The 13,887-nt window shown below is 59.2% G+C and carries 12 protein-coding genes and 1 riboswitch; of the genes, 6 read left to right on the top strand and 6 right to left on the bottom strand.

What is annotated here, in order from left to right; translation table 11 throughout:
- Positions 1-116 precede the first annotated feature (116 nt).
- The gene (locus tag P272_RS09045; RefSeq protein ID WP_081709003.1) at positions 117-857 is read left to right on the top strand and encodes a triose-phosphate isomerase family protein; all 741 of its coding nucleotides are present in this window, start codon (positions 117-119) and stop codon (positions 855-857) included.
- A 208-nt stretch (positions 858-1,065) separates the two neighbouring features.
- Here the strand turns inward: P272_RS09045 and P272_RS0102230 are convergent, their stop codons facing one another.
- Positions 1,066-2,505 carry an FtsX-like permease family protein gene (locus P272_RS0102230; RefSeq protein ID WP_029677942.1) on the bottom strand — a complete coding sequence of 480 codons (1,440 nt, stop codon included), beginning with the start codon at positions 2,503-2,505 and terminating at the stop codon, positions 1,066-1,068.
- A 200-nt stretch (positions 2,506-2,705) separates the two neighbouring features.
- A riboswitch (guanidine-III (ykkC-III) riboswitch) is annotated at positions 2,706-2,769 on the top strand.
- 8 nt (positions 2,770-2,777) lie between these two features.
- On the opposite strand from P272_RS0102230, the gene P272_RS0102225 reads away from it, so the two are divergent.
- Both P272_RS0102225 and P272_RS0102220 read left to right on the top strand, forming a co-directional pair.
- The gene (locus P272_RS0102225; RefSeq protein WP_029677941.1) at positions 2,778-3,095 is read left to right on the top strand and encodes a DMT family transporter; all 318 of its coding nucleotides are present in this window, start codon (positions 2,778-2,780) and stop codon (positions 3,093-3,095) included.
- Positions 3,096-3,165: 70 nt separating this feature from the next.
- Entirely contained in the window at positions 3,166-3,684 is a 519-nt protein-coding gene (locus P272_RS0102220) for a GNAT family N-acetyltransferase (RefSeq protein WP_029677940.1), read from the top strand.
- Positions 3,685-3,847: 163 nt separating this feature from the next.
- Here P272_RS0102220 and P272_RS0102215 read toward each other — a convergent pair whose 3' ends face one another.
- The gene (locus tag P272_RS0102215; protein ID WP_052323129.1) at positions 3,848-5,434 is read right to left on the bottom strand and encodes an oligopeptide:H+ symporter; all 1,587 of its coding nucleotides are present in this window, start codon (positions 5,432-5,434) and stop codon (positions 3,848-3,850) included.
- Positions 5,435-5,903: 469 nt separating this feature from the next.
- Between P272_RS0102215 and P272_RS0102210 the strand changes: the two genes are divergently transcribed.
- A complete protein-coding gene (locus tag P272_RS0102210) occupies positions 5,904-8,210 on the top strand; it encodes a beta-L-arabinofuranosidase domain-containing protein (RefSeq protein WP_029677938.1) in 2,307 nt (768 codons plus the stop codon).
- 21 nt (positions 8,211-8,231) lie between these two features.
- On the opposite strand, the gene P272_RS09405 is transcribed toward P272_RS0102210, so the two are convergent.
- Positions 8,232-8,426 (bottom strand): hypothetical protein, encoded by a 195-nt coding sequence (locus P272_RS09405; RefSeq protein ID WP_172636689.1) that lies wholly within the window; start codon positions 8,424-8,426, stop codon positions 8,232-8,234.
- Here P272_RS09405 and P272_RS0102200 point away from each other — a divergent pair.
- Both P272_RS0102200 and dtd read left to right on the top strand, forming a co-directional pair.
- Positions 8,340-9,134 carry a helix-turn-helix transcriptional regulator gene (locus P272_RS0102200; RefSeq protein ID WP_367379054.1) on the top strand — a complete coding sequence of 265 codons (795 nt, stop codon included), beginning with the start codon at positions 8,340-8,342 and terminating at the stop codon, positions 9,132-9,134. The two genes, P272_RS09405 and P272_RS0102200, sit on opposite strands and share 87 nt — an antisense overlap.
- Positions 9,135-9,152: 18 nt before the next feature.
- Entirely contained in the window at positions 9,153-9,653 is a 501-nt protein-coding gene (dtd, locus tag P272_RS0102195; RefSeq protein WP_029677935.1) for a D-aminoacyl-tRNA deacylase, read from the top strand.
- Here the strand turns inward: dtd and P272_RS0102190 are convergent.
- The 3 genes from P272_RS0102190 to P272_RS0102180 all read right to left on the bottom strand — a co-directional run bounded on the left by P272_RS0102190 (position 9,646) and on the right by P272_RS0102180 (position 13,847).
- Positions 9,646-10,911, bottom strand: a complete 1,266-nt coding sequence (locus tag P272_RS0102190) for a cell division protein FtsQ/DivIB (RefSeq protein ID WP_253269644.1) — start codon at positions 10,909-10,911, stop codon at positions 9,646-9,648. The two genes, dtd and P272_RS0102190, sit on opposite strands and share 8 nt — an antisense overlap.
- A complete protein-coding gene (gene murC, locus P272_RS0102185) occupies positions 10,908-12,518 on the bottom strand; it encodes a UDP-N-acetylmuramate--L-alanine ligase (RefSeq protein ID WP_081709017.1) in 1,611 nt (536 codons plus the stop codon). Before murC ends, P272_RS0102190 begins: the two co-directional genes overlap by 4 nt.
- An 87-nt stretch (positions 12,519-12,605) precedes the next feature.
- On the bottom strand, positions 12,606-13,847 hold the full coding sequence (locus P272_RS0102180; protein ID WP_044097648.1) for a UDP-N-acetylglucosamine--N-acetylmuramyl-(pentapeptide) pyrophosphoryl-undecaprenol N-acetylglucosamine transferase: 1,242 nt from the start codon (positions 13,845-13,847) through the stop codon (positions 12,606-12,608).
- Between the last annotated feature and the right edge of the window lie 40 nt (positions 13,848-13,887).

Below are 13,887 nucleotides of genomic sequence, written 5' to 3'. Positions count from 1 at the left end.
TGCGCGTCTTGCGATAAGACGTTGCAGGAATAGTGACGCTGCTTCTGCCCAGAAGCTATGCCTGCAAACAAATTGGCAGTAGATACTCATAATTCGATCATGCGAAAGTAGAAGTCATGGCAATTGTTGCCTTAAGCACCAAGATGTATTTCCCCCAAAAGAGGACGCTTGACTATTGTCGGCGTCTGAGTCAACTACTGAAGCCCATCCATGACGCCGATTCTGTCGTTATGGCCGTTCTTCCTGATTTTCTCACGATTGCTTCAGCGGCATCGTTGCTAAAACAGGCAGGGGTACGAATCGGAGCCCAAGATGTCTGCCCCGACGACAGAGGAGCTTACACAGGAGAAGTATCCGGCTCAGATTTGGCTGCTCTTGGCGCTTCGATTGTAGAAATCGGTCACATAGAACGTCGCAGATATTATCACGAGGACGATGCCCTTATCTCAGGTAAGGTGGCCGCTGCTTGGCGCAACGGTCTGACGCCATTGTTGTGTGTGGGCGAGTCAGAACGCATGAATGCAGAAAAAGCATCACAAGTATGTATCGAAGAAATCAATAACGCTGTAGATGGTCATCAACCAGGCCCGCTATGGGTCGCATATGAACCGATATGGGCCATAGGAGCCCAGCATCCCGCATCAACAGAGTATGTGCGCGAAGTATGTACTGCTATTTCTGAACATTTCCGACAGTACGACGATAACATATCCATCATTTATGGAGGTTCGGCAGGACCCGGGCTTCTGACTGAATTATGGCCAGCTGTCGACGGGTTGTTCTTGGGCCGGTTTGCGCACGAACCCGAAGCTTTTATTTCAGTAGTGCAAGAGGCCCGCATGCTGGAGGCTTCCTGATTCTGTTATCGAAGCATGAATGATCATTCGGGCCCACTTACTACATTCAAACCCTCAGAACTTTCTATTTTTCCGCAACGAAGGGGAACAGAACAGCTTGACAGGCAAAGAGTTCTGAAACTTCCCTATTGCATTTGCGACAATCAACGGTCCATAACCAAACCTCTAGAGCGATCTTTATAGACCTACTCCATATGCTTGGTGTGAATCATTCGCCTACGGCGCCTTGCAAAATGGCTACGGGCGAACGCCTCAATGCAGGCCGCGCCGTCAGCATGGTCGCCAGCGAGCCGACGACGATAATCGGCAACCCGCAGATAAGGAAGAACTGCCACGGAAAGACCATGAACAGACTGTGGACAAGAGGCCAATAGACCATAGCAGTGCTCAGTCCGACTAGTCCAGTGCCGCCTGCTGCGATGATAATGCCTGTAGTCATCACGATGGTGCCGTCCAATATGGATATAGCAGTCAGCTGCTGCGGGTTCGCGCCGGCAATTGACAGGAGCGCGAGATCGAGGTCACGATCGCGAGCGGCGATGGTGAACCCCGCGATCACGCCTACTAGGGCGACAAGCAGCGCTGCCCAGAAACCATAGAGCAACTCCAAAGTTCCGCCCGATGTGACGTTCTTTATTCCCGGTACCTTGTTCATGGCGATGGTACTGGTGCCTCCGGCAGCCAACAGACCGCCGACCAGAAACATACAGGCAGTCAGAGCTATAACTGTTGAGCCGAATGTAGTGTCTCGACTCCTGACCACAGCCTGTGAACGTGCTATCCGCCAGACAGCAGATGACGATGGCACTAGAGAGGTCCAGAGTTGAGTGACTCTGCTTATGACCAGCCCTCCAGCGCGAGCCAAGGCAATCAGCAACAGAAGAATAGCGAACAGCGGTCCACTTCCAACGGTACTTATGACCGCCTGAACCTGCTTAGGCTCTAAGGACCCAGAGCCGCTGTGCGAAAGATAGGCAAAGACAGGCAACGGCAATAGCAGCAATACCAGCCCAAGGAAAAGGGACACGAGACCACGTCCATGTCGGGGCCGGTCAATCGGTCCGCTCTCCTCAGCACGGCGCGCCACCCGGACGGGTGTCATCTTCCCCAAATCCCGCAATGTTCGGCTGGTCGCCAAGACGGCCGTGGCCAATCCCACTGCAAGACCAGTCAGGGCAGACCCGGGAAAACCGCGCCAGGTAAAAGCGAAATGTACCGGCATTCGCATCCCGGTAGAATACCAATCCAGGATCCTTCCAGCCAGCGCAGGTGAAAGAGCCACGGCAACAAGGGAGGCCAGCAGAACCAGAATGATCACCTGCAAAAGGGTAAGCAGCAGGATCTGCTTAGGCGTGGCTCCCAACAGCGAGAGAAGGGCCAGGCCCTGCCGACGTTGGCGAATTGATGCTTGCAGGGTCTGTTTGATCACCAAGCAGCCGAGCACAATGACCGTGAGGAAGACCAGACTCAGGGCCGAAGCCAGACTCTTGGCAGGATCTCTGGTCTTGACCGACAGACCCTGGTAATAGCTGTTGACGCCCATGCTCACGCTCATGGCGCAGAGCAGGGTTTGGGTGACCACAAGAACGATAAAGACGCCAGCCCAGATGCCACTATTGGCTTTCAGGTCACGCAAGGCCCAAGTCATGTTTCATTCACCTGCCACATCCTCGTACGTACATTCTGCTATCCACCTCTATGTATATGAATAGCCGATCTGCGCGGAGGATAACATCCGGCAAACCCCTGATTCGCCCCTGAATCAACCCCGATTCCTTCTCGCAATGGATCGTCGACCACACCCCTGCTTAGTCCGCTTTCAGAGTCGCCCCCGTGCTATTCTGATGCTCAGAATCTGATTCAGGTTCCCGGACGATGGTCAAGTACCCGGACAGCGACAAGACTTGCCGAAAGGGAACCATGTCCTCGTGGATCATACTCATACTCGCCGGCATCTGTGAATCGGTCTGGGCCACCGCACTTGGCAAGTCTCAAGGTTTTACCAAAATTATCCCCGACATCGCTTTTGTTGTGGGGCTGGTTCTCAGCATGGTGGGTCTGGCTTTTGCCATGCGCAACATCCCTACCAGCACGGCCTACGCGGTCTGGGTCGGCATCGGAGCTGCATTGACTGTCCTATACGCTATGGCTACGGGCTCGGAGCCTATTTCACTCGCCCGCATTCTGCTCATCATCGGTCTGGTCGCCTGCGTGGTCGGACTCAAGATCGTCAATTAAGAATGATTGCCTACCATCACAGATATATCCCAGCAATCCAATCAAGATCAAGAGAGCAGGAATTACCATCATGACCGCAGCAATACGGCAATGCACCTCGGATGATGCTGGGCTGATACGTGCCTTGGGCATTACCACCTTCCGCGACACCTTCGCCGCCGACAACAGCCGGGAGAACATGGAAGACTACCTCCGTCACTCCTTCTCCCCCGAACTTGTCAAGTCGCAACTGTCCGAACCTGAATCCGTTTTTCTGCTGGCCAGCGTGGATGGCACTCCCGCAGCCTACATGCAGCTCAACACCGGGAAGGCCCAGACGGAGCAGTTCGGTGATACTTCCATGGAGATCGAGCGGCTCTACGTTCTATCGGACTTCAAACGCCAGGGACTGGGCACCAGGCTGGTCAATCAGGCCTTCAAACGAGCCAGGAACCAGAGCCTGAGCAAAATCTGGCTGGGCGTATGGGAGCACAATGATCCCGCCCAACGTTTCTACCAAACCATGGGCTTCAAACGGACCGGCGAGCATACCTTCATTTTGGGCACAGACATTCAGACCGACTGGATTATGACCACAGTGGTCATTTAATAGTTGCATCAGTACAAACAAGCGGCACCGGAAGCCGCAAAATTGCTGATGACCTCCGGTGCCGCTATTGACAACCAGCACAGGGCCGTTACGGAACTGCTTACCTCTTCACTATTACTCGGCCCCTGTCAAGATCTTCGCTCGACAAAGACCAGTCCACTCATCAATCATCGAGAATCATGGATTCAAAACGCTTGCTGAACATCATTACCACAACAGCAACAACAACTTCCAAAGTGCCAATGATGAGGAATAGAGGAAGTTGCTGATCCAGCGACTTCAACCTTCCGTAGACGACCAGCATGATGGCGGTACCGATGGCTGCAGACAAGGTTAGTGAGGTCTGCATCTGCGTCTCGTAAGATTTCGGAGCAATGGCAGCAACAGTTGAGTTAGCTGCAACACCGTAAGGGAATCCACCGAAATTGCTGACCAAGTAATAAACCAGCAGCCATACCACCGAGTATTTTCCGGCGTGAGGATTGAGCACGACAGTCGGCACAATCAGGAGGAAATTGGCGATGCCGGAGAAAAAGAAACCGAAGCAGAGACGACTGGTCGACTTCCAACGCTTGCCAAGATCAGTGACCCAGAACCAGCTGAAGAAGAGCCCCGAGAGCAAAGAAATAATACCCACAATAGTTGTGAAAGATCCTGGCGCGATTTCGATGCCCCAGAACTTGCGGTTGATCCGCTGATCCAAGAACATCAGCAAGGTGGTTCCTTGGATGGCGTAATCCACACCAATCACGATTTGCATGATAAACAGTGGAGTCACTGCACGCAACCGATGCCGTTCAGTGCTGCTGATGCGCTTGGAACGCCAGATAATGGCAAAGAAGAGAATCGCCACAACAAATGTGCACGAACTGACAGTATTGGCCAGGCTGTTCACACTGACCTTCTTGGACAAGAGCAACACGGCTATAAAAGCAGCAATGACAACCAAGGCCACCAGAGCGATTAGACTATAGCGCTTCTTCTCTTGGACGCTCAAGGGTCTGGACGGCTTTGAACCCAAGGATCCAAAGAACCGTTTACCGGGCAATCCGATAATAGCGGCATAGAGCAGAGCCGCGACAGCCCCGATAGCAAAACCGTAATGATAGTTGACCAGCCCCAATTGAGCAGAAATCACAGGAGTGATAAAGCCTGCTATGTTATTGGCGATGGCGTGAATAGCGAAGGCCCCGTCACGGCGACTGTCATCGCGATGGAAGAGCATGCCGGTCAACGAGGCGTTGGAGGCACCGACGATAGGAATGTTCATGAGGACCATGCCCACTATGGCAAAAGCCCGACCCTGACCGATTGAGAATGCAGGGATAGCAAGAAGGCCACAGGACAGCCCCTTGGTGATATTGCCGATGACCAAAGCCTTGCGAGCGCCAAAAACTCGATCAGCCAACCAGCTACCCAGTATTTCGAACATGGAATTGATGGCCGCCACGATGGCGATAAGCTGGGCCGCCTCACCCTGGGTGAATCCCAATCCTTTGGTCCACGGCTTGTAGAGATAGTAAATCATCACAGCCCCGTAAGAGGCCCAGCAGATGGAGTTGAAAAGGTTGCCCGTGGCCAGTATGCCAATGCCCTTGGGGTAACCGAAGAAGGAACGATCTGATCTTAGATGTTCCAATTCCTCCTCTTGACGATGATCGACCTTGAGACCGGATTCATCGACCACCAGGTTTGAACCCTGCTGGTCCTTGTCCGACTGCTCGTCGACATGTTCCGATGATGTTGCCATACGCTTCTCCTCGCTTCTCACTGGTGCCTACCCTCGTTGTGCGGGCACCCTTTTGCTCTGCGTGGAACCACAGGCTGTTCCACTGTGAACGGTAAATCTTCTGTCCCTCGGCCATAGGTGCAATGAGAACGGAAAAAGGTGGATATTTCTCGGTAATACCGTCTGGCGGCTGCCTGACAAACTCCCCTGGCAGGTCTTTCCTTGCTCAGAAAGCCCGTCATTGCAAGGATTAGGAAGATATAGAAGCTAGCCAGAACAACTCCAAGCCAAAGACGCAAGATTGTCCACCCATTCGACGATTTCTCCCACCTTCATGATCGGGCTTACGTCCATAGACTGATGAGGTAAGGCGCACCAAGGCGTCGGGGCAGAGCGGCGCCGACGGATCGGAGACGACCCGCCGGAAACCATGACCGGCCAGAATCCGCCTGTCAACGGAGGAAGTAGGTAATTCATCATGACATCATCCATGCACACTGATCAGGACTGCGTCGACGAGGCGGCCCGTCAGATCTACATCGGCAACACGGGCACCGTGGATTTCGACCTGAAACTGCCGACCGAGGGGGTGGAGGAAACTGCCATCGAGTGGACCAGCAGCGACGATCGATGGGTGAACCCTCAAGGCAAGGTCAATCAGCCCGAATACGGCCTAGGCGACCGGAACGTGACCCTGACCGCGACCGTCACCAAGGGCGGTGCCAAGGCGCAGCGCTGCTTCGACGTGACCGTGTTGCAGATGCCCAACAAGATTGAAGTGCGCAAGGTCTACCCCATCGAGATCAAGGCGCGCAAGGGCGCCACCTACTATCTGCCCATGTTCACGGCCGTGCTGACCAAGGACGGACAGAAGGTCTCTCAGCGGGTCAACTGGGACGAAGGCGTTGAGCAGCGGGACGAACAGACCGGCGAGCATGACTTCCAAGGATCCATCGACGGCAGCGACATCCGCCTGCAATGCAAGGTTCAGGTGATTGACGAAGACCCCGAACAGCCAGTGGATTCCAGCCCCAAAGTCCGCCGCGTGCCCATCTTCCGAGTGCGGCTCAACGGTGATGGAATGCTGGCAGGCAACCAGCGCCGACGGATAGCCTTCCTGAAGACCCTGGACGACGATCAGCTCCTGGTGGAGTTCCGCCGGGCCGCCCACCTGGACACCAAGGGCGCCAAGCCCATGATCGGCTGGGACGCTCCGGACTCCAACCTGCGTGGCCACACCACCGGGCACGTCCTGTCCGCATACGCCCTGGGTTATGCCGCCACTGGCGACGAGGATATCCGGGCCAAGCTGACTTATCTGGTCGACGGGCTGGCCGAGGTCCAGGCCGCCTTCGCCAAGAGCGGGACCACCAAGCCGGGCTTCCTGTCGGCCTACGATGAGAGCCAGTTCGACAAGCTGGAGAAGTACACACCCTACCCCACCATCTGGGCACCCTACTACACTCTGCACAAGATTCTGGCCGGGCTGATCGACGCCTACCACTTTGCCGGCAATGAAACGGCTCTGCGCGTGGCCTCGGACCTGGGCGACTGGGTCTACAACCGCGTCCACCGGCTCCCCCACGAGCAGCTGCAGAACATGTGGAGCATGTACATCGCCGGCGAGTTCGGCGGCATGAATGAGTCCCTGGCCCATCTGTACGCCATCACCGGCCGTAAGGAGCACCTGGAGGCCGCTCGGCTCTTCGATAACGACCGTCTTATGGTCCCCATGCGTCAGAAGGTGGATGCCCTGGGCGGGCTGCATGGCAACCAGCACATCCCCCAGGTCATCGGTTCGGTGGAGCTCTTCCGCCAGACCGGGCTGCCCTACTACCTGCAGCAGGCCGAGTTCTTCCTCAAGTCGGTCATGGGTCATCACATCTACGCCATGGGCGGCACCGGGCAAGGCGAGATGTTCCAGCAGCCCGACGTGATCGGTGCCCTGCTCAAGGACAACACTGCTGAGTCCTGCGCCTCCTACAACCTGCTCAAGCTGTCGGCGCTCCTGTTCTCCTTCGACCCCGATCAGGAGTATGCAGACTACACCGAGCTGACCACACTCAACCACATCGCCGCCAGCACCGACCATGTGGCCCAGGGCGGCAGCCTCTACTTCTTCCCCACTCAGCCGGGCGGCCGCAAGGAGTTCGATGAGGAGAACAGCTGCTGCCATGGCACCGGACTTGAATCACACTTCTACTACGCCGATGGAGCCTTCTACACAGACGAGACGACCCTGTGGATCGAGCAGTATCTGCCCTGCAGCCTGAACGACATGGACCAGAAAATGGCCCTGAGCGTGGACGTGGACGACCGCCACCCCGAGAAGGTGACCATCACCATAGAGTCCCTGGACAGGCCGCGCCTAGCCCTACGCATCCCCGCCTGGACCCGCGGCAGGGTCCATGTCGACATCGACGGAACCCCGGTGTCCCAGGCTCTTATGGGCATCAACCCAGCTGTAGCGGTCCTGGATGCGAGCGCCTGCGGTCTGGATTCCTGGTCAGGAACCACCATCACGCTGACGTTCGATCCGACCATCCGGCTGATCGGCACCCCAGACAGGCCTTCCCTGGCCGCCGTGGCCTGGGGACCCTACGTGCTGGCCGCCTTGAGCCCCAGCACCGATATGCAGAGCCTTAACATCGACCGGAAGAATCCCGGGTCCGCCTTCGAACGCCAGGGCGAGAAACTGGTCTTCCGTCACCGGGACAGCGGCCTGGATTTCGTCCCCCTCTGGACCATTGACCATGACCAGCCCTACCATGCCTACGTCGAAGTGGCCAGTCACTGACCGCAACCGAAGGCCGAGGTTTCAGCGACAGGGAGGACGGTCAGCACGGATCAGGCAATCATCACCAGTTTCCCCAACGATGCGGCGGTCTTCAAATCCGCAGGGCGCTTCATCGGCACCCCCGGATGGATCCACGAGCGCCGCACCGTTGACAGCTTTGAGCTGATTCTGGTTGAAGAGGGCGTCCTCCCGCTTGCCGTAGCCGGACGGCAACATGATCTGAAGGCAGGCGGTCTGCTGTTGATCCCGCCCGGCACCCCTCATGAGGGCAGTCGACGGCTGGGACAAGAGCCGCTGACCTTCTACTGGGCCCACTTCACACTGCCTGACTGGCAAAGGGTTCAGAATCTGCCTGACGAACAGAGGGATGGAAAGAACCAGGGTGCGGCACGTGTGGTGCTGCCCCTGAATTTTCATCTGGCAGACAACAACCGGGTGACCGTCATGTTCAACCAGCTGCTGGACATCTATCAGCGCACCTACCCGAATCCCAGCCTCTACTGTAGCTATTTCATGACCTGCCTGCTCATGGAGATCTCCATGGGAAGGCCCGAGCCCAAGAACCCTCAAGAAGCGGACGATGAGGACAGCACCCTCCAGCAGGTTCAGGATTGGATTCGTATCAATGCCTGCGACCGGATCAGCGTGGCCAGCGTAGCTGAAAATTTCAACTATTCGCCTTCCTACCTGTCGACCATCTACAAGCGACGATTCGGCATAGGCATCACCGGGCAGATTCGGCGGATCCGCATCGAACGGGCGCAGGAGCTGCTCCTGTCGACCTCCATGGGCGTCAGACAGATAGCCGAGGCCTGCGGGTACGACGACCCCAAGTACTTCATGCGGGTCTTCAAACAGTTCTCCGGCCTGACCCCAACCAGGTACCGGTCCAGCTTTTCCATGCGACACTACAACAACGCCTGAGGTCTTTAGACTGAAGGCATGAGAATCGTCATACAACGGGTCAGCCGTGCCCGGGTCGATGTGGTCGACGAACAGGGGCAGCCGGATCCAGATTTCAAACCCCAGAGCATCGGCACGGGGCTCCTGCTCCTGGTGGCCGTCCAGGACAGCGACGGGGCTGACCAGGTGGACTATGCCGTCCGCAAGCTGACCCGGATGCGTATCTTCTCTGACGAGGAGGGCCGGATGAACCGGTCTGTCCTGGACTGCGGCGGCTCCATCCTCTCCATCTCCCAGTTCACCCTTTATGCGGATCTGCGTCGCGGCAACCGTCCCAGCTTCATGGCGGCCGGAGAGCCCCAACACGCCCAAAGCGTCTGGCAGGACCTGAACCGGGCGCTGGCCGCGACCGGTGTCCCTGTTGCCGAAGGGCGCTTCGGTGCCCATATGCGAGTGGATCTGGTCAACGACGGCCCTGTGACCATCCTGCTGGACACCGACAGGCTGATGAAGAAATCGACCCCTCCAGCAGCTATTTGACGATGGGCCGCAGAGGCGCCGAAACATCCAGCTGATGCTTGTCACCGATCTTGGAGGGATCATTGATGATCTTGTCTACCACGGCCTGCTTGAGCTTCAGGTCTGAGCCGTCACCCCAGATGATGACATGTTTGCCCTGGTCCAGCTCGGTAGTGATGGAGTCCTGGGTTTCCGCAGTCACCTTGGTCACCGAATGGCGCATGGCCTCAGGCATTGTCGACAGAATCCGCAGGGTCTGCCTGACCGCCTGATCCTGTTGGGCCCGCTTGACGGTGGCCACCTGGATGACCGGCACCCCATCCACCGGATTGGCCACGGTGTTGAGCACCCTCCCCTGCCTGTCGACGGCCGTCAGCTTACCCTGCGCATCCTTGAAGACCGCTGTGGGCTCCTGTGCATCGAAGGTCACCTCCAGACCGTGCGGGAAACTCTTGCGGACCCTGGCATCGGTCACCCCGGCCATGCCGCTGATCTCCTGCTCGACGCCATTGGTGGAAACCAGCAGCAGCGAGCGATCCCCCTGATGGGCCACGATCGAGGCCACCCGATCGTCGGACACCCAGGCATTGCCGCCGCTGACATTGATCTGGTCGGCCTGCAGACGGAAGACCGGCGAGAGGAAGAGCAGCCATGCCAGTCCCGCGATCAGAGCCATGACCAGAATGACGATACCCGTCCGGATCAGGACCAGCCTGCGGCTGACCTTCCTCTTCTCGCGCACCCGGGCCTGAAAGTCCAGCACCTTGGGACGAACGAAAATCCCCAGTCCCTGCTCCTCCTGATCCGTGCCGATCCTGCCAGAAACGGGCCGGTCCGGCGGTATGGTCCGCGCATCGACGAATCCTCCGGCCGAACTTGTCGAGCGTGAGGTCGCGGACTTTGAGGCCGAGGCCTTGTTCCCTTTCACCAGGGAGCGGGAGGACGAGGAGGACGACCTGGCACTGCGAGTCCGGGATCCGCCTGGATTCTTGGTACGATTCGGACGACCCTTAAGACGCTTCGACCCTTTGAGATGCTCAGACCGCTTGAGACGCCTGCCCTCGCTGCCGGTCTTTTCAGTCTTGGACCGGCGACCTGACAGTGCTGCGTCATCGGAAACAGTCGACCTGGCCGATCTGGAGGTTCTGCTGGTCCGCGGTTTCTCTCCCGAAGACTTGGTGCGCCCAGACCGGGCCGTCCGTGCGGCCTTGGCAGCCCGGACGGCCCTGGTCCTGGACGAAGCCCCGCTGGAGGCGCGGCGACCCTTGCCGGTCTTCACTGCTCGTCCCGTTCAGCCAACCTGTCAAGAATGACCGGCCCCATATCGGTTACATCGCCGGCGCCCACAGTCAGGATCACATCACCCGGCTCCGCCCGCTCAGCCAGATCCAGAGCCGCCTGACGCATGTCCGGACAGGCCTGGAAGATAGCTCCAGCAGACCTATTCCCGGAATCCTGAGACTCCTGGTCCGATGCCTTGCTGGCGGCGGCGGGGATGGTTCCGGCATCCACGCCCGGGAAATCGCTGGCCAGCTCACGCGCGGGGAAGATGTCGGTGACGGTCACATCGTCCGCTAAGGACAAAGCAGCCGCGAAACGGTCGGCGAAGATGGCGGTGCGCGAATACAGGTGGGGCTGGAAGAGCACCCTGATGGTCCGGCCAGGATAGCGTCGCCTGGCGGCGGTCAGCAGGGCGGCGATTTCCGTAGGATGATGGGCGTAATCATCCACTACGGTGACCCCATGCTGGATTCCGCGGACCTCAAAGCGTCGAGAGGCTCCACGAAAGTCGGCGGCAGAAGCGGCGGCGGTATCAGGATCCATCCCCAGCAGAATGGCGGCGATGATGGCTGCGGCGGCATTGCGGGCGTTGTGGATGCCGGGGATCGCCAGATCCACCTGCAGATTCAGCGGCTTGCCGACCTCCAGCCCTGCCGCCTGGAGCACCTGCGCGGGGAGAGCCAGACGGCAATGCTCACGACCGCTGCCGCTGCTCTCGGACTCAGACCCGATGCGCACCAGGCCCAGAATCCCAGGCAGAGAGTCAATATTCAGTTGGGAATCCGAAGTATAGACGATAATTCTGGCCTGGCAGTCCCCGTGCAGCCGTCGCAACACCTCCAGGGCGCCCTGGTCGTCCCCGCAGACCACCAGGAAGCGGCGGGCATGCCGGGCATGTTCCACAAAAGCCTGGTGGAAGGCATCAGCCGTGCCGTAGTGGTCCAGATGGTCGGGCTCCACGTTGGTGATGATGGCGATGTCGGGAGTGTACTTGCCAAAGCTGCCGTCGGACTCGTCCGCCTCGGCCACCAGGACCCGTCCGGCTCCCACATGCCCACCGTCCATGGGCCCCCGGTCGCTCTGGAGGCTACCTCCGATGGCGTAGCTGGGATCGGCCAGACTCCCTTGGCCACCCTTGGTCAGCAGGTGTGCCAAGAGAGCGCTGGTGGTGGTCTTGCCATGTGCTCCGGCCACGGTGACTGAAATCCTGGAGGCCATGAGCAGGGCCAGAATGTCGCTGCGATGGACCAGCCGAGCGCCTGCGTCCCGTGCTGCCAGAATCTCGGGATTGTCGGGCTTGATGGCGCTGGACCAGACTACTGTGCGCGCCCCGACCACATTGCGGGCATCCTGACCGATGGCGACCCGGATCCCCAGCTGACGCAGACGACGGGTTTTCTCCCCCTCGGCGCGGTCGGATCCGGAGACCTGCACCCCCTCCTGGTGGAGCATCTCGGCCAGCACGCTCATCCCGGCTCCGCCGATGCCGATGAAGTGTGTGGGACCCAGATCCTTGGGGTCGTGCACTCCGGCCTGGGCCAGGGCAGGCAGGCAGGGGTCCAGGACCGGCAAGGACCGGTCACTGCCATCCTGCCGACCGGGCACCGTATTCAATTCATGCTTGGGCACAGTAGTTGCATCTCCTCCAACAGTTCTGGACCATTCAGGACGGTCACCCGTCGCCTGCCTCCATTATGCCCGATTAGGCCCTCCCGGAGTCCTTGCGGGCGAGGTATTGGCGGCCATGGTCAGGATCTGCTCGGCCATCACCTGAGCGGCATCGCGAATCCCGTATCCCCAGGCCCGGCGGCGCATGTCAACCAGCCTATCCCTGTCAGCCATAAGGGCAGGGATGTGGTCGGCTATCCATTGAGCGTCCAGGGCCGCGTCATCCACCATGAGTCCTCCCCCAGCCTGTACGACCGGCTGGGCATTGAACCGCTGTTCACCGTTACCGATGGGCAGAGGCACGTAGACGGCGGGCACACCCAGTGCGGCCAGCTCGCTGACTGAGCCTGCACCGGCCCTGCAGACCACCAGATCAGCGCAGGCGAAGGCCAGATCAATCCGCTCCAGGTATTCGACCATGTGATAGTCCCCCTGGCCCTGGTGGTCCGGGTCCAGATCGTTGATGGCTCCATCGCCCAAGTCAGCCGCCACCCGCTTCCTGACCTGGTCGGCCTTGCCACGGCCCGTCAGATGGATGACCTGGGTTCGGTCCAGCAGCTGCCGGGCCGCGCCAGCCACCGCCTTGTTCAGGCTGAGTGCGCCCAGAGACCCCCCGGTGACCAGCAGGATGGGCCTATCGGGATCCAACCCCAGAGACTGCGCAGACTCCCGCCGGGCTCCTGCAGGGTCAGCCTCCATCTGCTTGGTCAGTCGGGCGATGGCCGGCCGCAGGGGCAGGCCCACGCGGCGCACGGGCACTCCCGACCGGGCCCGGATGCCGGTATCCTCATAGGCCGTACCCACGAAATCAGCCCAGCGGGCACCCAGCTTGTTGGCCATGCCCGCTCGTGCGTTCTGTTCATGGACGACGATGGGCAGACCCAGGTTCCGTGCGGCCCTGTAGGCCGGCGCCGAGGCATAACCGCCAAAGCCGACCACCAGGTCGGCCGACCGAGCCTGCAAATAGCCCCGGACCCGCTGCACCTCACGCCGCCAACGCCGGGGGAAGTCCAGGGCGGCCTTGCCGGGACGACGAGGGAAGGGCACCTTCTCAATCAGATCCAGGGGAAGCCCGGCTGCCGGTACCAGGTCGTGCTCCAGCCCGACAGCAGTGCCGATCACGCTGACAGAAGCCTGGGGACAGCGTTCCCGAATGGCCGCAGCCACACTGAGCAGGGGGTTGACATGCCCTGCCGTCCCCCCGCCGGCCAACACCAGATGGGGACCAGCGCCTTTTCCGGCATGCTCCTGGGCAACCCCAGGCATCCCTTTCTCGGTCCTCGTCGCTGTCGTCATCCGCGAATCC

It is taken from the genome of Bifidobacterium sp. 7101, assembly GCF_000499285.1.
GTDB classification, from domain to species: Bacteria; Actinomycetota; Actinomycetes; order Actinomycetales; family Bifidobacteriaceae; genus Bombiscardovia; species Bombiscardovia apis_A.
This window is presented reverse-complemented; position numbering and strand designations above follow the sequence as displayed.